The 19,066-nt window shown below is 64.9% G+C and carries 17 protein-coding genes; 8 read left to right on the forward strand and 9 right to left on the reverse strand.

The annotated features are described in order from the left end of the window. Position 1: 1 nt before the first annotated feature. The 8 genes from nirD to AC1RUK_RS14255 form a co-directional block, all read right to left on the reverse strand. The gene (gene nirD / locus AC1RUK_RS14220; protein WP_436175169.1) at positions 2-331 is read right to left on the reverse strand and encodes a nitrite reductase small subunit NirD; all 330 of its coding nucleotides are present in this window, start codon (positions 329-331) and stop codon (positions 2-4) included. A 5-nt stretch (positions 332-336) separates the two neighbouring features. After that, the gene (gene nirB, locus AC1RUK_RS14225) at positions 337-2,787 is read right to left on the reverse strand and encodes a nitrite reductase large subunit NirB (protein WP_481835120.1); all 2,451 of its coding nucleotides are present in this window, start codon (positions 2,785-2,787) and stop codon (positions 337-339) included. Between the two features lie 4 nt (positions 2,788-2,791). Further along, the gene (locus AC1RUK_RS14230) at positions 2,792-3,589 is read right to left on the reverse strand and encodes an ABC transporter ATP-binding protein (RefSeq protein WP_436174501.1); all 798 of its coding nucleotides are present in this window, start codon (positions 3,587-3,589) and stop codon (positions 2,792-2,794) included. Positions 3,590-3,599: 10 nt separating this feature from the next. Next, entirely contained in the window at positions 3,600-4,496 is an 897-nt protein-coding gene (ntrB, locus tag AC1RUK_RS14235) for a nitrate ABC transporter permease (protein ID WP_481835119.1), read from the reverse strand. Between the two features lie 129 nt (positions 4,497-4,625). Continuing rightward, the gene (locus tag AC1RUK_RS14240; protein ID WP_481839505.1) at positions 4,626-5,852 is read right to left on the reverse strand and encodes a CmpA/NrtA family ABC transporter substrate-binding protein; all 1,227 of its coding nucleotides are present in this window, start codon (positions 5,850-5,852) and stop codon (positions 4,626-4,628) included. A gap of 448 nt (positions 5,853-6,300) precedes the next feature. After that, positions 6,301-7,539 carry a CmpA/NrtA family ABC transporter substrate-binding protein gene (locus AC1RUK_RS14245; RefSeq protein WP_481835118.1) on the reverse strand — a complete coding sequence of 413 codons (1,239 nt, stop codon included), beginning with the start codon at positions 7,537-7,539 and terminating at the stop codon, positions 6,301-6,303. Next, on the reverse strand, positions 7,536-8,138 hold the full coding sequence (locus AC1RUK_RS14250) for an ANTAR domain-containing response regulator (protein ID WP_481835117.1): 603 nt from the start codon (positions 8,136-8,138) through the stop codon (positions 7,536-7,538). Before AC1RUK_RS14250 ends, AC1RUK_RS14245 begins: the two co-directional genes overlap by 4 nt. Before the next feature lie 431 nt (positions 8,139-8,569). Beyond that, complete coding sequence (locus AC1RUK_RS14255) at positions 8,570-9,001, reverse strand: GNAT family N-acetyltransferase (RefSeq protein ID WP_481835115.1); 432 nt, start codon at positions 8,999-9,001, stop codon at positions 8,570-8,572. Between the two features lie 411 nt (positions 9,002-9,412). Between AC1RUK_RS14255 and AC1RUK_RS14260 the strand changes: the two genes are divergently transcribed. Next, positions 9,413-10,462: a YeiH family protein gene (locus tag AC1RUK_RS14260; protein WP_481839504.1), complete on the forward strand. Its 1,050-nt coding sequence runs from the start codon at positions 9,413-9,415 to the stop codon at positions 10,460-10,462. A gap of 150 nt (positions 10,463-10,612) precedes the next feature. On the opposite strand, the gene AC1RUK_RS14265 is transcribed toward AC1RUK_RS14260, so the two are convergent. Next, the gene (locus AC1RUK_RS14265) at positions 10,613-11,086 is read right to left on the reverse strand and encodes a GAF domain-containing protein (protein WP_481835114.1); all 474 of its coding nucleotides are present in this window, start codon (positions 11,084-11,086) and stop codon (positions 10,613-10,615) included. Positions 11,087-11,276: 190 nt separating this feature from the next. On the opposite strand from AC1RUK_RS14265, the gene AC1RUK_RS14270 reads away from it, so the two are divergent. The 7 genes from AC1RUK_RS14270 (at position 11,277) to AC1RUK_RS14300 (ending at position 19,044) form a co-directional block, all read left to right on the forward strand. Beyond that, positions 11,277-12,173 carry a GlxA family transcriptional regulator gene (locus AC1RUK_RS14270; RefSeq protein ID WP_481839503.1) on the forward strand — a complete coding sequence of 299 codons (897 nt, stop codon included), beginning with the start codon at positions 11,277-11,279 and terminating at the stop codon, positions 12,171-12,173. An 85-nt stretch (positions 12,174-12,258) separates the two neighbouring features. Continuing rightward, positions 12,259-13,563: a M24 family metallopeptidase gene (locus AC1RUK_RS14275; protein ID WP_481835113.1), complete on the forward strand. Its 1,305-nt coding sequence runs from the start codon at positions 12,259-12,261 to the stop codon at positions 13,561-13,563. After that, complete coding sequence (locus AC1RUK_RS14280; protein WP_481835112.1) at positions 13,564-14,241, forward strand: isochorismatase family protein; 678 nt, start codon at positions 13,564-13,566, stop codon at positions 14,239-14,241. A gap of 17 nt (positions 14,242-14,258) precedes the next feature. Next, positions 14,259-15,236, forward strand: a complete 978-nt coding sequence (locus AC1RUK_RS14285) for an alpha/beta hydrolase (protein ID WP_481835111.1) — start codon at positions 14,259-14,261, stop codon at positions 15,234-15,236. Between the two features lie 243 nt (positions 15,237-15,479). Next, complete coding sequence (locus AC1RUK_RS14290; protein ID WP_481835110.1) at positions 15,480-17,120, forward strand: ABC transporter substrate-binding protein; 1,641 nt, start codon at positions 15,480-15,482, stop codon at positions 17,118-17,120. Positions 17,121-17,204: 84 nt separating this feature from the next. Continuing rightward, positions 17,205-18,191: a stage II sporulation protein M gene (locus AC1RUK_RS14295; protein WP_481835109.1), complete on the forward strand. Its 987-nt coding sequence runs from the start codon at positions 17,205-17,207 to the stop codon at positions 18,189-18,191. After that, on the forward strand, positions 18,184-19,044 hold the full coding sequence (locus tag AC1RUK_RS14300; protein WP_481835108.1) for an RDD family protein: 861 nt from the start codon (positions 18,184-18,186) through the stop codon (positions 19,042-19,044). The genes AC1RUK_RS14295 and AC1RUK_RS14300 overlap by 8 nt, the downstream gene beginning before the upstream one ends. Positions 19,045-19,066 lie beyond the last annotated feature (22 nt).

Genomic DNA, 19,066 nt, shown 5'->3' on the forward strand with positions numbered 1-19,066 from the left:
TTCAGGCCGCGCGGCTGGCCAGCGCTTCCAGCGCGATGAACAGACGCTCGCCGTCGATTTTCACCGGGATGGTGCGCACCACGCCCTCGTCGGCGCCGAGCGCCTTACCCGTCTCCAGCGAAATGACCCAGTTGTGCAGCGGACAGGTCACCGCTGCGCCATGGACGATGCCCTGGCTGAGCGGCCCGCCCTTGTGCGGGCAGTGGTCGTCAATGGCATAGACCTGGTCATCGGCGGTGCGGAAGACGGCGATCTTGCCCTCGGGCGTGGCAACGCAACGCGCGCCGCGGCGGGGGATGTCGGAGATGGAACCAATAGCAATCCAGTTCATCATGCTCACTCCGCCGCCTCGGCAAACCCCACCGACGCCATCGGTCGGAATTCGTGCTTGTCCTTGCCGGAGACGCGCTCCGACCATGGGTCGACCTGAGCGAATTTCTGCGAGAAGACGAAGCGCTCGTAATAGGCCTTGCGCTTCTCGGCATCGTCCATGATCTGGCGCTTGATCTCGGGGATGCCGATGCGCTTGGCCCATTTGTAGATGCGCTCGAGATAGCGGCCCTGCTCGCGATACATCTGCGTCAGCGCCACGATATGCTCCAGCGCCTCATCCTCGGTCCTGACCAGGCCGAGCACTTCAGTGCCCTTGATGTCGAGGCCGGCGGCTCCGGCGAAGTGGATCTCGTAGCCACTATCGACGCAGATGACGCCGACATCCTTGCAGGTCGCCTCGGCGCAGTTTCTGGGGCAGCCCGACACCGCCATCTTGACCTTGGCCGGCGTCCACGAGCCCCACATGAACTTTTCGATGCGGATGCCGAGACCGGTCGAATCCTGCGTGCCGAAGCGGCACCAGTCGGAACCGACGCAGGTCTTCACCGTGCGCAGGCCCTTGGCGTAGGCATGGCCGGAGACGAAGCCGGCCTGGCCGAGATCTGCCCACACCGCCGGCAAATCCTCCTTGCGGATGCCCAGCATGTCGATGCGCTGGCCGCCGGTGACCTTGACCATCGGGATCTCGAACTTGTCGACGACGTCGGCGATGGCGCGCAGTTCGGATGCGCTGGTCACCCCGCCCCACATGCGCGGCACCACCGAATAGGTGCCGTCCTTCTGGATGTTGGCGTGGACGCGCTCGTTGATGAAGCGCGACTGGTAGTCGTCGGCGTAGTCGTTCGGCCAGTCGCAGACGAGGTAGTAGTTGAGTGCCGGCCGGCATTTGGCGCAGCCGCAGGAGGTCTGCCATTCCAGCTCCTGCATGACGGCGGGAATGGTCTTCAGGCTCTTGGCCTTGATCAGCCGGCGCACCTCGTCATGGCCGAGCGTGGTGCAGGAGCACATCGGCTGCACTGCGGCCGGGTTGTACTGGTCGCCGATGGTCAGCACCATCAGCTTCTCGACCAGCCCGGTGCAGGAGCCGCAGGAGGCGGACGCCTTGGTGTGGGCGCGCACGTCGTCGAGCGAGGTCAGGCCCTTGGCCGTGATCGCGCCGGTGATCTTTCCCTTGCAAACGCCGTTGCAGCCGCAGATTTCCGCATCATCCGGCAAGGCTGCAACGGCCGCCATAGGGTCCAGCGGGGCACCCCCCTGGTAGGACTGTCCGAAGATCAGCGTGTCGCGCATCTCCGATATGTCGGTCTGCTTCTTCTTCAGGTCGTTGAACCAGGCGCCGTCGGCCGTCTCGCCATAGAGCACCGTGCCGATGATACGGTCGTCCTTGAGAACCAGGCGCTTGTAGACGCCGGCGGCGGCGTCGCGCAGCACGATCTCCTGGCGATCCTCGCCCTCGGCGAAGTCGCCGAGCGAGAACAGGTCGATGCCGGTGACCTTGAGCTTGGTCGGCGTGTCCATATGGACGAAGGCCGCAGCCTCGTCGCCGGCAAGCTGGCTGGCCGCGACGCGCGCCATCTCGTAGAGCGGCGCCACCAGCCCGTAGACCATGCCGTTGACCTCGGCGCATTCGCCGAGCGCGTAGATGTCGGGGTCGTTGCTGCGCATGCCGGCGTCGACGACGATGCCGCGATTGACGGCGATGCAGGCCTCTTTTGCCAGTGCCGAATTCGGCCTGATGCCGACCGCCATGACGACCAGCGTCGCCGGAATGACAGTGCCGTCGGCGAGTTCCACCTGCTCCACCTTGCCGTTGCCGGTGATCGCCTGCGTGTTGGCCTTGGTGATGACCTTGATGCCGCGCTGCTCGACGGCGCGCCGCAGCAGGTAGCCGGCGGCCGGATCGAGCTGGCGCTCCATCAGCGTCGGCATGACATGCAGCACGGTGACGTCCATGCCTTGCGCGTTCAGGCCCGCAGCCGCCTCCAGCCCGAGCAGGCCGCCGCCGATGACCACGGCCTTGGCCCGCGACTGGGCGGCGAGCAGCATCGCCTGCACATCGTCGAGGTCGCGATAGGTGAGTACGCCGGGCATGTCATGGCCGGGGACCGGGATGATGAACGGCACCGAGCCAGTGGCGATCACCAGCTTGTCGTAGGGTTCGGTGACGCCGTGATCGGAGGTGACGGTCTTGGCCGCGCGGTCGATGGCGACGATCTTGTGGCCCTTGTAGAGGGTGATGCCGTTGGCGATGTACCAGCCGTCGCCATGGATGATGATCTCCTCATAGGCTTTTTCGCCCGACAGAACCGGCGACAGCATGATGCGGTCGTAGTTCACCCTGGGCTCGGCGTTGAAGATGGTGACCTGGTAGCGGCCCGGCGCCTGCTCCAAGAGATGCTCCAGCATGCGCCCGGGGGCCATGCCGTTGCCGATGATGACGAGTTTTTCGCTCATGGCGTTACTCCGCGGCTTCGACGAAGCGGTGGCGTTCGTAGAGGAACTTCAGCACCGCCTCGCGGCAGCGCAGGAAGGTGCGGTCGGACGAGAGCTCGACGCGGCGGCGCGGCCGGGCCAGCGGCACGGCAAGCACCTCGCCGATGGTCGCCGCCGGGCCGTTGGTCATCATGACGATGCGGTCGGAGAGCAGCACCGCCTCGTCGACGTCGTGCGTGATCATGATCGTCGTCGAGCCAAGCCGCGAATGGATGTCCATCACCGCGTCCTGCAGATGGGCACGGGTCAGCGCGTCGAGCGCGCCGAACGGCTCGTCGAGCAAAAGGATCTTCGGTTCCATGGCCAGCGCGCGCGCAATGCCGACGCGCTGCTTCATGCCGCCCGAGATTTCCGCCGGGCGTTTGTCCTTCGCATGCGCCATCTGCACGAGGTCGAGATTGCGCATTATCCAGTCATGGCGCTCGGCCCTGGTCCTGGTCGAACCGAAGACTTTCGACACCGCCAGGTTGATGTTCTCGTAGACGGTCAGCCACGGCAGCAGCGAGTGGTTCTGGAACACCACTGCGCGTTCCGGTCCGGGGCTGTCGACCTCCTTGTCCTCGAGCAGCACGGCGCCGGCGGAGACCTTGGTCAACCCGGCGATCAGGTTGAGCAAGGTCGACTTGCCGCATCCGGAATGGCCGATGATGGAGACGAATTCGCCCTTGTCGATGGTCAGCCGGATGTCTTTCAGCACCTCGCTGACCTGGCCGCCGCGGGCAAAGGATTTGTCGATATGGTCGAGCTTCAGATAGGCCGTCATCGCACTTTCCTCACTTTGCCGTTGTGCCGCGGGTGACGAAGGTGCCGACCGCCGCGACCAGCCGGTCGAGGCAGAAGCCGGTGACGCCGATATAGGCGAGCGCGACGATGATGTCGGGCAGCCGCGACGAATTCCACGCGTCCCAGATGAAGAAGCCGATGCCGACGCCACCGGTCAGCATTTCGGCGGCGACGATGGCGAGCCAGGACAGGCCGATGCCGATCCGCAGACCCGTGAAGATGTAGGGCGCCGCCGCCGGCACCATGATCTTGACGAAGAACTCGATCTGGTTGAGCCGCAGGATGCGGGCGACGTTGCGGTAGTCCTCGGGGATGTTGCGGACGCCGACGGCGGTGTTGATGATGACCGGCCAGATCGAGGTGATGAAGATGACGAAGATCGCCGACGGGCTGGAATCGCGGAACGCCGCCAGCGACAACGGCAGCCAGGCGAGCGGCGGCACGGTGCGCAGGATCTGGAACACCGGGTCGAGGCCGCGCATCGCCCACACCGACTGACCGACCAGGGCGCCGAGCGCGACACCGACGACAGCCGCGAGGCCGAAGCCGATGGCGACGCGCTGCAGCGAGATCAGCACCCGCCAGGCAAGCCCGATATCCTGCGGGCCGTTGTCGAAGAACGGATGCGCGATCAGGTCATAGGCCTCGTTCCACACCTGGCTCGGCGGCGGCAGGCTGGCTGTCGGCGACGAGCAGGCGATCTGCCAGACGACGAGCATGAGGACGATGACGACGGCCGGCGGCACCAGCGTCCTGGCCAGCTTGCCGGCGATCGCGAGCGGGTTGAAACGGCGCCGCGCCTTGGCGGTGAAAGCGATCACCTCGGCGGGCTTGGCCGGCGCGGGAAACGCCTTCACCTTGGTGTCCTCGATGACTTGTATGGACATGTCTGAGCAAAACTCCGTGGTCGGTGTGGGCGACAAGCGGCTGATGCCGCTTGCGCCTGGGTCGGTGCTGGCGACAACGGCGCAAGCGCCGTTGCGCCTCGGACAAACGGCGCGAAGGCGCCGTTGCGCTTAGGCCGATGCCTTGATCTTCAGGCTGTCGAGATAGGCCGACGGGTTGGCCGGATCGAAGGTCTTGCCGTCGAAGAAGGTCTCGACGCCACGCGACGACGAGGCCGGAATATCGGCTGCCGCGACGCCGAGGTCCTTGGCCGCCTCGCGCCACAGATCCTCGCGGTTGACCTGGTCGACGAGCGCCTTGATGTCGGTGGTCGGCGCGAACTTGCCCCAGCGGATGTTCTCGGCCAGGAACCAGGCATCATGGCTCTTGAACGGATAGGACACGCCGTCCTTCCAGAACTTCATGTAGAGGTCGGTGCCGTTGGCGACGCGGCCATTGCCGTAGTTGATGTCGCCCTTGAGGCGGCCGATGATGTCGGCGGTCGGCACGTTCATCCACTGCCGCTTGCCGATGATGGCGGCCATCTCGTCCTTGTTCTCCTTGGCCTCGCACCATTGCTGGGCTTCCATGACGGCCATCAGGATCGCCTTGGTGGCGTTCGGGTTCTTCTCGATGAAGGCGGCGCGCAGGCCGAGCGCCTTTTCGGGATGGCCCTTCCAGAGTTCGCCCGTGGTGGCGGCGGTGAAGCCGACGCCCTGGTGGACGAGTTGCTCGTTCCACGGCTCGCCGACGCAGAAGACGTCCATGTTGCCGACCTTCATGTTGGCCACCATCTGCGGCGGCGGCACGACGATGGTCGAGACGTCCTTGTCGGGATCGATGCCGCCGGCGGCCAGCCAATAGCGCAGCCACAGGTCATGCGTGCCGCCCGGGAAGGTCATGGCGGCCTTGATTTCCGTGCCCGCGGCCTTCTTGGCGGCAAAGGCCTCCTTCAGCTTGGAGGCGTCGAGGCCGACGCCGGTGGCGGCATATTCCTGGGCAACCGAGATGGCCTGGCAGTCGTAGTTCAGCCGCGCCACGATCGCCATCGGCAGCGGCTGGTTGTTCTGCGTCACCTTGCCGGTGTGCATCAGGTAGGGCATCGGCGTCAGGATGTGGGCGCCGTCGATGCCGTTGGCCTCGCCGCCGAGCATCAGATTGTCGCGCGTCGCGCCCCAGGAGGCCTGCTTCAGCACCTCGACATCGGGCATGCCGAATTTGGCGAACAGGCCCTTTTCCTTGGCGATCATCAGCGGGGCGGCATCGGTCAGCGCGATGAAGCCGAGCTTGGCGCCGGTCACCTCGAGAGCCGTCGTGGCGGCATAGGCGCCGGAGGGGAAGAGCTTGCGCGCCGCCACGAACAGCCCTGCCGTCAGCGCACTGCTGGCCAGGAAATCGCGGCGCGTCATGTCCTTGAGCGTTGTTCCAGTCACGATCCGTTTCGTCATCGTCGTCTCCGGTTGGGCGCGGCTTGGGATCCGCGTCGTCGATTGCGTGTTCGGTCAAAACAAAAAAGCCGCCGGCCAGGTTCTTTCGCGCCCGAGAGACCGGGATCGAATTTCACCTGAGCGGCAGCTTTGCCTGTGGCGCCCGCCATTGGACGCCGGTTCCGTGACCCCAGAAGAGCCTGCCTATGACAAAGCAGGAACCGTGCCAGTTTCGAACTGGAGCGAAAATATCAATGAAATCAGCGATTCATGCCGATCGCGACCGCGCTGGGCCACAAACCGAACAGGCCAAAGATTGTTCATTAGCGCAATTGCACGCACAATTTTTGTGCAATGCACAAGAATGGCGCGGAAATGATCAGGCGTCAGCGCGGGCCGATTTCTGGCCGGCTATATAGGCGTCGATCTCATAGGGATCGAAGATCTGGCCGTCGAAGAAACCGTCGGGACCGAGCACCAGGCTTGCCCCTGCCGAACCGACCGGGGTCGCCGACTTCAGCGCGCCCTCGACCTTGGCGTTGGCGCCGGGCAGCGCCACGCCGAGCGGCTTCAGCGCCGAGCGGTAGAGGTCGGGCCGATAACACTCCCTGGCGATGGCGAGGTTTTCCGGCGTGTGCGCGACATGCCCCCAGCGCACCATCTGCGTGTAGAACCACAGCGCATGGCTCTTCCAGGGAAAGTTCGCCGCCTTGTCGAAAGGCACGAAGAAATCGTCGATCGCCCGCTCGGCTCCGCCGCCCAGATCGAGATGCCCGGTCAGGATCGGCATCTGCACTGCCGGCGGCAGGCCAAGGAAGCCAGGCTGCGCCATCAGCGCGGCCAATTCCTGGTGGTTGGCCGGATCCTGGCACCAGCGGGCTGAATGATGCAGCGCGCGCAAGAGTGCCGCTAGCGCATCGGGGTTCTCCTGCGCCCACGCCTTGCGCACGCCGATCACCTTTTCCGGGCTGTTGCGCCACAGCAGCGCCTTGACGGTGACGATGTGGCCGGTGCCGGCGGCGACAGAGGCGCTGTTCCAGGGTTCGCCGACGCAGTAGCCGTCGATGCGTCCGGCGGCCAGCGCATCGGCCATGAAGGGCGGCGGCACGATGACGATCTCGATCTGGCGTTCTGGATCGATGCCGCAGGCGGCGAGCCAGTAGCGCAATTCGTAATTGTGCCCGGAATGCGGATGCACGACGGCAAAACGCAGCGGATCGCGGCCGGCCCCTGCCCGCTCGCGGATCAGCGCGCGCAGCGCCGCACCGGCGCGCGCCGGATCGAGGTCGGGCACCGCGCCATGCGCGGCCATACCGGCCCAGACGGCATTGGAGACGGTGACGCAATTGCCGCCGAGCCCCAGCGAGAACGGCACGATGGTTTCCGAGGCAAGCGGCGTCAGTCCAAGGTTGCAGGCGAGCGGCATCGGCCCCAACATGTGCGCCAGATGGAAATGGCCGATGGCGATGCGGTCGCGGATGTTGGCCCAGGAGGTCTCGCGGTGCAGCGTCAGCTCGATGTTTTCCCGCGCGGCAAAGCCCATCTCGCCGGCCGCGACCAGCACGGCGCTGTCGAAGAGCGGCATGAAGCCGGCGGTGATCTGGTGCGCAGCAGTCATGCCTCTTCGTCCTCCGAGAGCAGCCCGGCGGCGGTCACCAGGCTCTGGGCGATGTCGCTGATCTTGCGGTTCTGGTTCATCGCCGCCTTGCGCAGCAGCGTGTAGGCCGCCTCCTCGCTCAAGCCGCGCGACTTCATCAAAATGCCCTTGGCGCGGTCGATGACCTTGCGGCTCTCGAGCTCGCTGCGCGCCTCCTCCAGCTCGCGCGCCATGCGCGAGAAGGCGTTGAAGCGGCTGACCGCCATGTCGAGGATCGGCTTGACCCGCTCCTGCCTCAAACCATCGACGACATAGGCCGACACGCCGGCATCGACCGCCGCCTCGATCGAGGCCTGGTCGGAGCGGTCGACGAACATGGCGATCGGCCGCTTCACCGCGCGCGACAGCTGGAACATGTTTTCGAGCATGTCGCGGTTCGGGTTTTCGAGATCGATGACGATGACGTCAGGCTCGATCTCGGCGATGCGCCGCGCAATTCCGGCCACATCATGGATGACGGTGACCCGCTCATGCCCGGCCTCCCGCAAGCCGGACTCGATGATCGAGGCACGGATGCGGTTTTCGTCGATCACCAGAACGGCGAGTGAGGAGCGGACCATGCTGGCATTTTGCTGATGCGAGGGAATTGTGCAATGCGGGATGACGAGAACTCGACATGCGTCGCCGACCCTATAGAGGCGAGCACTGGGGAATGGAGCGCTGTCAAAGGGGCTCCGGCAACGCCAGCGTGACGAGTTGCTGTTAGCTTCGCGCGGTTGCTGAGCTACTTCAACTGAGCAATCCGATTGCTCTTCATCTGAAGTTCAAACATCGCTCCGCCCCTTACGATCTCTGCCTGCTTTTCAATGGTGGTCCAGAGTGCGAGCAGGCGCTCCATCTGTTTTGTAACCGGCGCCTTGTAGAGCCCCTTTGAGAGAAAGAAACCCACGAGCCTCGAATTGCGGAACGCCTGGTATTCAAGGGCGCTCTTAGTGATGCGTCGCCGGACTGCTTGTAGCCGCCGAAGGGGAGACGTCCGGCGTGCCGGTCATCACGCGACCGTCCGCCGATCGAGCGTCTTGCTCATATAGACGGTTATCCCGTTCATGAATTCCTCTTCACGGTCGACGGCATAGCCGTGTTTGCGATAGAGCAGCACGTTGGCTTCGAAGGCACCATTGGTCAGCAAGCGAAGCTCGGCGCAACCGGCTTCGACGGCCTTGCGTTCGGCGCTGTCGAGCAGCAGCCGGCCGATGCCCCTGCCCTGCGCCCCCGGCGCGACGGCGACATTCTCGATCCAGATATGAGCGTCATGCCGCATGGTTTCGATCAGGCCGACGATCTCGCCCTTCTCGACGGCGAGGTCGAACTGATGCTCGCGGACGGCCTTGTCGTAATCGGCGCGCATCGGCAAGGGCTCGCGGCCGATCACCGGCACCCATCCGGCGTAGGCGGCGCACGATGTCCCGGATGGCGGCAGCATCCGCCGGCTCGGCCGGCCGAAATTCGATGGAAAGATCAGTCATTCAAATGCTCCAAATGCAAAAAACCCGCCGATCCTTTTGGATGGGCGGGGCTGGGGGACGAACAAACCGGATTCGACTAGCCGGCCTCTATCTTCGCGCAATCAGCTTGCCGCTCGTCAGAACGGCGGCGTCGCTGCGAGTTGGCGGGAAAGGCGAACATGGCGGCACGCTGGAGCAGAAACGGCGAAGCGTCAAGCCGCCCGCCGGGGCGGATAGAGGCAGTAGCGCAGCCCCATCATCCGCAGCCAATTCGGCGACGCCAATCGTTCGGAAAAATCGATCATTGTGATGCGAATAATTCGTTGGAAAGATCGGTAACGGAATGGCATTCCACTGGCGAACCCGCCTGGAGAATTTCCTTGTCTTTCCTGTCGACCACCGCGAACGATCTTCCAAACGGGCATGAAGCTGCCGTTGAAACGCGCACAGGCGCGACGGCGATCAATTGGGCCGGCGTGGTGCCCGGCATCGTGCTGGTCGCGATGATCACCAGCGTCGCCTACTCGGCCCGCAACGTTTCAGGCTTTGCGCTGTTCAGCCCGATGATCCTCGCCGTGGTCGCCGGCATGATCTATTCCAATGTGCTGGGCACGCCCACTCACGCCAAGGCCGGCATCGCCTTTTCGCAGCGCCGGCTGCTGCGCTTCGCCATCGTGCTGCTCGGCTTCCAGCTGACGCTCGGCCAGGTCGCGGCGATCGGCGCCGGCGGCGTCGGCATCGTGGCAGTCACGCTTGGCGCCACCTTCATCTTCACCATCACGCTCGGCCGGCTGCTTGGCGTCGACCGCAAGCTGGCGCAGCTGATCGCGGCCGGCACCTCGATCTGCGGCGCCTCGGCCATCGTCGCCACCAACATCGTCACCGACGCGCGCGACGAGGATGTCACCTACGCCGTTGCCGCCATCACGCTGTTCGGCACCATCGCCATGCTCGGCTTTCCGCTGCTGACGCCGGTGTTCGGCCTCGACCAGCACGCCTTCGGCCTGTGGGCAGGCGCGTCGATCCACGAGGTGGCGCAAGTGATCGGCGCCGGCTTCCAGAATGGCACCCAGGCCGGCGAAACCGCAACCGTCGCCAAGCTGACGCGCGTCGCCATGCTGGCGCCGATGGTACTCGCGCTCGGCCTGATGGCGCGCCGCGGCAGTGCCGACCCGTCGGCGGCGAAGGCGCCCATGCCGTGGTTCGTCGTGGCGTTCATCGCAGTGGTGGCGCTGAACAGCCTGGTTGCCATGCCTGCCGAGATCCATTCGGCGATCGCTTTGGGCACCCAGATCATGCTGACCATGGGTCTCGCCGCCATGGGCCTTCAGGCCGACATCTCGCAGCTCCGCTCGCGCGGCCTGCGTCCGCTGGCTCTGGCCTTCTTCGCCTTCCTGTTTGTCGGCGGCTTTAGCCTGATGCTGGTGAAGCTCGTCTAAGATTCAGGTGAGACCGGCCTGCAAATGGCGGTCTCCTGCGCTTCCGGTGCTCACGTACCAAAGTACGCTCCGCTCCGGTTCTCGAAGGCCACCATTTTCGACTCGTCCTGACCTGAATCTCAGCACCCGAACGCGCAAGGCCGATTGCATTCAGTCCTCGAAGGAACTCGCCGCGACAAAGATCGCCGCGAGCTTCTCGATGCCGGCCTGGTCTTCCTTGTCGAAGCGGCCGGGCGTCGGGCTGTCGAGGTCGAGCACGCCGAAGACGCCGTCATTGTCCCTAAGCAGCACGACCAGCTCCGAGCGCGAATCCGCATCGCAGGCGATGTGGCCGGGAAAGTCATGCACATCCTTGACCAGCATCGACATTCCGAGATCGACGGCGGTGCCGCAGACGCCCTTGCCCACCGCGATGCGCACGCAGGCCGGCTTGCCCTGGAGGGGCCCGAGCACCAGTTCCTCGTCGGATGCCAGGAAATAGAAGCCGGCCCAGTTGAGGTCGGGCACCATTTGGAAGATCAGCGCCGACGTGTTGGCGGCGTTGGCGATCGAGTCGCGCTCGCCCTCGAGAAGCGCCTTCAGCTGGGTGGCGAGATCGCGATAGAACGCTGGCGGTTGCCGCAAACATGGTGTCGTGTCTCCGTTGCCAGCGTCCCGGAACGCCCGCTACAGTTTCCTGTCTGCCACCAATGACGCACCTGGGAAATACACAATCGTGAACGCCACCCTCGCCAACCGAAAACGTGAGCGCGCACAGCCGGCGGCGGCCGAAGCCCCCCTCACCTTCGCCGTGCTGGTCTTCCCCGGCTTTCCGATGATGGCGTTCAGCTCGCTGATCGAACCGCTTCGCGCGGCCAATGTGCTGGCCAAGAAGGAATGCTATCGCTGGGTGATCGTCGGCGCCGGCAAGGGTCCGGTCGAGGCCTCGAACGGCGTCGTCATCCAGCCGGGTTTTTTCGCTGGCGATGCGCCCAAGGTCGATCGCATCGTCGTCTGCTCCGGCGGCGATGCCGACCATCTCGTCGCCGACGAGGCGGTGAGTTGGATCCGCAAGAGCCTCAGGGGCGGCGCCGATATTGGTGCTGTGGCAGATGCGGCGTTCTTCCTCGCCCGCGCCGGCCTGCTCGACGGCCACGCCTGCACCTTGCACTGGACCAGCCAGGCGGCCTTCACCGAGGCGTTTCCGGACATCGAACTGCGGCGCGACCTCTATGTCATCGACCGCAAGCGTTTTACTTCGGCCGGCGGTGTCGGCAGCCTCGACATGATGCTGGAGATCATCACGCGGGACTATGGCGCCGAGCTTGCCGCCGGCGTTGCCGAATGGTTCGTGCACAGCCCTTTGCGATCCAGCGTCGACCGCAAGCTGATGCCGCTGCGGCTTCGCACCGGCGTGCAGAACGAGCTGGTGCTGTCGGCGATCGCCATCATGGAGGACGCGGTGGAGGAACGGCTCGGCATGGCGGAACTGGCGACACGGCTCGGCGTTTCGCCGGACAAGCTCGAGCGCAATTTTCGCACGGAGCTCAGCATCTCGCCCAATGGCTACTATCGCCGGCTGAGGCTGAAGCGCGCCGCCGACCTGCTGGCACATTCGACGCTGATGGTGCGCGACGTGGCGCTCGCCTGCGGCTTTGCTTCGATGTCGAGCTTTGCCCGGGCGTTCCGGCAGGAGCATGGGCACGCGCCGAAGGGGATGCGGCGGCATTAGGGTGCGGCATCCGGCACGACATTTGCGGGATTCCGCACAAGCTCGATTCTGCGCACAGCTATGTTCGAGCCTTCAGGAGGCACCCATGAGCATCGTCGTTTTCGATCCCGACAGCACTGAGGACGTGGACTTCAAGGACCGCATGCGCCACCCGGCAGCAGCGGACCCGGCCGGCGGCATGTGGCTGTCGGATACCGAGCCGTCCTTCATCGACGCCGATGCTTTGCGCAAAGGCAGGCTGGCAAAACTGCGCGGCTGGATGCGCGAGGCCGGCTATGGCGGGGTCGTTTTGTTCGACCCCTACAACCAGCGCTACGCCACCGGTTCGCGAAACATGTTCGGCTATTTCCTGCGCAACTCGACCCGCTATTTCTTTATCCCGACCGAAGGGCCGATCGTGCTGTTCGAATATCCGCAGAGCTACCATGTCTCCATGGTGCTCGACACGATCGACGAGGCGCGGCCGTCCAAGCTGGTTTGGTCCTCGGTTTCCGGTCGCGACGACGAGACCGCCGGTCCGTTCGCCGACGAGATCGCCGAACTCTTGAAGAAACATGGCGGCGGTTCGATGAAGCTCGGGCTCGACCGCTGCGGCCATCTGCAGGCGCTGGCACTTGAAAAACGCGGCTGCGAGGTCAGGGATTGCCAGGGCGAGATCCTGGCGGTGCGCGCGGTGAAGACGCCGGAGGAAGTGAAATGCCTGCAGGTGTCGATGGCCGGCGCCGAGGCTGCAGTGTCGGCCGTACGCGAGGCGATCAAGCCCGGCGTTTCCGAAAACGATTTGTTCGCCATCATGTATCACGAGGTGATCCGGCAGGGCGGCGAGTTCATCGAGACCCGACTGCTCACCTCCGGCCAGCGCACCAATCCGTGGTTCAACGAAGCGAGCGGCCGCAAGATCAGACCGGGCGAACTGTTGGCGCTCGATACCGACACGATCGGCTGCTACGGCTATTATTCCGACTTCTCGCGCACTTTCCGCTGCGGGCCGGGCAGACCGACCGACTATCAGAAATCGCTCTACCGCATGGCGCACGACCAGGTTCAGCACAACATCGGGGTCGTCAAGCCCGGCATGGCGTTTCGCGAGATCGCCGAGAAGGCCTGGAAGATCCCCGACCGCTTCATCGACCAGCGCTATACGTCGGTGATGCACGGCGTCGGCATGCATGGCGAGACGCCGTTCATCGCGCATGCCATGGATTACGAGACCTATGGCCGCGACGGTGTCATCGTGCCCGGCATGGTGGTCAGCGTCGAAAGCTATATCGGCGAGAAAGGCGGCCGCGAGGGGGTCAAGCTGGAGGACGAGATCCTGATCACCGAGACCGGCACCGAGCTTCTGTCGCGCTTCCCCTATGAGGACGATTTCCTTGACAGGCACGTTTGAATGAAGCGCCCGATCTCGATCAGCAGAGGCACCGTGGCGGCGGTGTTCATCGACCTCCAGGAGGAGCATCGGCAGGACAAGCGCTACCTGGTCGAAGGGTTCGGCGACATTCTCGCCAACGTCCAGCGTCTGCAGGAAGCAGCGCGGCGCAATTTCGTGCCGCTCTACCACTTCGCCTATATCGTCGACCTCGCCGAGGCGCGGCCGTTCCATCCGGTCGATGCGAGCGGCAAATCGGCCTTCTCCGACAAGGACGATCCGCTGACCGCGATCTGCCCGGAAGTGGCGCCGGCTGCCGGCGAGACGATGCTGGTCAAGACCGAGGCCAGCGCCTTCGGTGCAGGGTCCGCGGCGGACGATTTGAAGGCGCGCGGCATCGAATGGCTGGTGATTGCCGGCGTGTGGACCGAGGCCTGCATCGACGCCACTGTCAGGGACGCGGCGGCGCTGGGCTTTCGCGTACTGCTGGTCAAGGACGCCTGCGGCAGCGCCAGTGCCGCGATGCACCAGACCGCCATCCTCAACCTCGCCAACCGGCTCTATGGCGGCGCCGTCAGCAACACCGTCGATGCCTGCCGGCTGTTGTCGGGCGACACGGTCAGCGTCTGGCAGGTCGAGGGTTCGGTGCCGCTGCGCTTCACCTATGAGAACGCGGCCGGGCTTTACGACGACCTCTGACTCGGGGATCGGATGCGATGGGCACGGTCCACCACATGACCAAGCGCGGCAAATACGCCCGGCGGCTCGATCCGGCTTTGTGGGTCTATATCGACCGGGTCAACGAATGGTATCCGCCCGAGATCGCCGAGCTGCCGATCGCCGAGCAAAGGGCCGTCTACGACGCGATGTGCCGGGCGTTCCACCAGGGCCATCCGCCGGGTGTCTCGGCCAATGACGGCCTGATCGTCGTCGCCGATCATGACATCGCGGTCCGGCGCTACCAAATCGCCGGCAAGGCGCCGCAGGCGATCGTCGTCTACTATCATGGCGGCGGCTTTGTGCTGGGCGGGCTCGACAGCCATGACGATATTTGCGCCGAGATCTGCGCGGCGACCGGGTTCGAGGTGCTGTCGGCCGATTACCGGCTGGCGCCGGAACATCTCCATCCCGCCGCCTTCGCGGATGCGCTGGCCGTATTCGAATGGATTGCCGCGACGAGCGCCCTGCCGATCGTGCTGTGCGGCGAGAGCGCCGGCGGCAATCTTGCCGCGGCAGTGGCGCACGCCACGCGCCGCCACCCGCGCCACGCTGCCGGACAGGTGTTGATCTATCCCGATCTCGGCGGCGACGGGACCGGCCGTTCCTACGTCGAGCATGCGGACGCGCCGCTACTCAGCGTCAGCGATGTCGATTTCTATCGCCGCATCCGCTCGGCGTCGGGACAATCGCTCGACGAGCCGACCTTTTCACCGCTCAAGGACAGCGTTTTCTCCGGCCTGCCGCCGACTTTCGTCATCACAGCCGAATGCGACCCGCTATCGTCGGACGGCGAGGCCTACCGAGACCGCATCGTCGCCGCCGGCGGCTCGGCCTGGTGGCAGGAGGAGCCGCGCCTCGTGCACAGTTTTTTGCGCGCCCGCAAGAGCGTGCCGCGCGCCGGCGAGGCTTTCCTCGACATCCTTTCGGCCATCGCTTCCGTGACCATGCTGGGCAAGAACAACCGGCCGTCCTGAACGCCATCTCGTTGCCTCGCCGCGCGCGCAGTCCGTTGCGGAACAACGCACAAGAATTGCGGAAAAGCGAACATTTCCCTGCGTCAGCCCGCCCTATCATCGCCCGAGGCAATGGCGCTCCGGTGAACCGCATCCTCCCCCGCGTCTGGCGGCAACCGGGGCGCCTTGGTTTTTCGTGCATGTCGTTGCCCCAAAAACCGCAGCGCACTTTTGGGCGACATGCACCAACAGGAGGGAACGACGATGAAGTTCATGCTGACCGACCGAAAGCTGCACCCGCGCGCAAAGCCGATCGCCGACGATTTCAAAAAGGGCGGCATCAGCCGGCGCGAGTACCTCGCCCTGATGGCCGGGTTCGGCGTCAGCGCCGCCGGCGCGCTGGTGCTCGGCGGCCTTGCGTCCTCGCCCGCCCGCGCAGAGGAGCCGAAGCGCGGCGGCACCTTGCGCGTCGCCATGAACGTCAAGGGCTTCAAGGACCCGCGCACCTTCGACGGCGTCGAAATGTCCAATGTCGCGCGCCACTGCAACGAATATCTGGTGCGCTGGAACACCGACTTCAGCTTCGAGCCATGGCTGCTCGAAAGTTGGGAGACCAGCGACGACGCCAAGACGCTGACGCTTCATGTGCGCAAAGGCATCACCTGGTCGAACGGTGACACCTTCAACGCCGACGATGTCATCCACAATCTGACGCGCTGGTGCGACGCCTCCGTCGCCGGCAATTCGGTCGCCGCGCGCATGGGCGCGCTGGTCAGCGCCGACACCAAGAAGCCGGTCGACGGCGGCATCGAGAAGGTCGACGACTTCACCGTCAAGCTCAATCTGCCGAAGCCCGACATCTCGCTGATCGCCGGCATGGCCGACTATCCGGCGCTGATCATGCACCGCTCCTATGAGGGCGACGGCGATCCGATGAAGGCGCTGGCGATCACCACCGGTCCTTGCGAGCTGGTGAAATGGGATGCCGAGACCAGCGCGGAGGTGCGCCGCAAGGACAAGCCCTGGTGGAAGGGCGAGTTCCATCTCGACGGCATCACATGGGTCGATTACGGCTCCGACCCCAATGCGATGCTGTCGGCCTTCGAATCCGGCGAGATCGACACCGACCACGAGACCGCTTCCGATGCCGTGTCGCAGACCGAACAGATGGGGCTCGAGAATTCCGAGATCGCCACCGGCTCGACCATTGTCGCGCGCTTCAATGTCGGCAATGCGCCCTATGACGACGTCAAGGTGCGCCGCGCTGCACAGCTTTCCGTCGACAATTCAGCCGTGCTGAAACTCGGTATCGACGGTCGCGGCAAGCCCGCCGACAACCACCATGTCGGCCCTATGCACCCCGAATATGCCGATATCGGCCCGGCCAAGCGTGATGTGGATGAGGCAAAGAAGCTGCTTGCCGAGGCCGGCAAGGCCGACCACGAGTATGAGTTGATCTCCGTCGACGTCGAATGGCAGAAGAGCACCGGCGATGCGATCGCCGCGCAGATGCGCGAAGCCGGGCTGAAGATCAAGCGCACCGTGCTGCCAGCGGCGACCTTCTGGAACGACTGGAGCAAATATCCCTTCTCCTGCACGGAGTGGCTGGGAAGGCCGCTCGGCGTCCAGGTGCTGGCGCTGGCCTATAAGTCGGGTGCGGCCTGGAACGAAAGCGCCTATGCAAACAAGGAGTTCGACGAACTGCTCGACAAGGCGCTGGCAATGCCCGACGCCAAGGCGCGCAAGGAGATCATGGCCAAGATCGAACAGAATTTGCGCGACTCCGGCATCATCATCCAGCCCTACTGGCGCTCGGTCTACCGCACCTACCGCAAGGGCGTGCATGGCTGCGAGCAGCACCAGTCGCTGGAGCAGCATTTCGAGAAGGTCTGGCTGGAGAGCTGATCTGTTGATCGGCTTCTGACACTGGCCACCCAATGTGGGCGCGTCAGGCGGTGGCCTGCCTGACGACAAGCCGGCACGAACGCGGTGCGCCAGTCGTTGGCCAGCTTCCGCCAGGAACGCGAGGCCGACTGGAAGGCTTTCGAGGCGCTGCTGGCGCGTGTCGAGAAACGGGCGCCGCGCGCGCTGTCGGAAGAGGAATTGCTGTCGCTGCCCCTGCTCTACCGGTCGGCGCTGTCTTCGCTATCGGTGGCACGGGCGACATCGCTCGACAATGCCCTGGTCTCCTATCTCGAATCGCTCTGCCTGCGCGGCTATTTCTACCTCTATGGCGCACGCCGCGGCCTGCGGCAGCGCATCGGCGATTTCTTCCTGCACGACTGGCCGCACGCCATTCGCGACCTGTGGCGCGAGACGCTGGTGTCTGTCGGGCTGACGGCTGTAGGCGCCGGAGCCGGCTACTGGCTGGTGGCGTCCGACAAGGGCTGGTACGACGCCATCATAGCGCCTGGCCTTGCCGGCGGCCGCAATCCGGATTCGTCGGCCGAGATGCTGCGCGGCGTGCTCTATGACGGCGCCAGCAGCGAATTCCTGTCGAGCTTCGCCGCCTATCTTTTCACGCACAATACGCAGGTGGCGATCCTGGCCTTTGCCCTCGGCTTCGCCTTTGCCGTGCCCAGCGTGCTGCTCATCCTGATGAACGGCTGCATGCTCGGCGCGATATTCCAGATTTACGCGGCCAAGGGACTGGGCTTCGAACTCGGCGGCTGGCTCTCCATCCACGGCACAACAGAGATGTTCGCGATCGCGCTGGCGGGCGCCGCCGGCATGCGGATCGGCACGAGCATCGCCTTTCCCGGCGAACTGCCCGGCATGGCGGCCGCTGCCCAGGCCGGGCGGACGGCCGCGACCACCATGGTTGGCGTCGTGGTGATGCTGCTGTTTGCCGGCCTGCTCGAAGGCATCGGCCGGCAGACGATCACCAGCGATGGCGCGCGCTATGCCATAGGCGGCGGCATGCTGGCGCTGTGGAGCGCCTATTTCTACCTGTTCCGGGTGGTGCGACATGGCTAGGCGCGCTGCCTTTGTGGCGGCACGACCGCTGATCACGCCGGAGGGTGTCGATCTCAGGGTCAGGCTTGCCGACGCCGGCACGCGGGCTTCGGCCTTCCTGCTCGATGTCGTGATCATCTCCACCGCGGCGGTGGTGATCACGATCGTCGCGCTGTTCGGGTTGAGAGGCCTTGGCGAGCACGAACTGCAGCCGCTTTTCATCGTCTGGATCATCCTGATCTTCCTGTTGCGCAATGCCTATTTCATCGCCTTCGAGGCCGGCCGGCGCGCCGCGACGCCCGGCAAGCGTATCGTCGGCATACGGGTCGCCTCGCGCAGCGGCGCGGGTCTCTCGATCGATCAGGTGATCGCGCGCAATCTGATGCGTGAGATCGAGATCTTCCTGCCGCTGTCCATCCTCGCCGGGCGCGGCGGCGCGGGCGTAGCGGACACGTTTACGACGATCTTCGGGCTGGTGTGGGCGCTGCTGTTCGCGCTGTTCCCGCTCTTCAACCGCGACCGCCTGCGCATCGGCGACCTTTTGGCAGGCACCTGGGTGGTCGAGGCGCCGAAGCTTGCGCTGGTCGAGGACCTGTCGCTGCGGCAGGATCCGGTCGCCAACGCGTTCCATTTCAGCCCGGCCCAGCTCGACGCCTATGGCATCGCCGAACTGCACAAGCTGGAAGAGGTGCTGCGCCGTGACGACTATTTCGCGCTGAAGGCGGTGGCGGATACGATCGGCCGCAAGATCGGGATCAAGATCGAGCCGGTCGATTCAAAAGCCTTCCTCACCGCCTATTACGGGGACCTCAGAGCGCATCTCGAGCGCAAGCTGCTGCTCGGCACCCGCAAGGCGGATAAGCACGCGCGGTAGACGCGTACTTCTTGCTACAACT

The organism is Mesorhizobium monacense, from assembly GCF_056781675.1.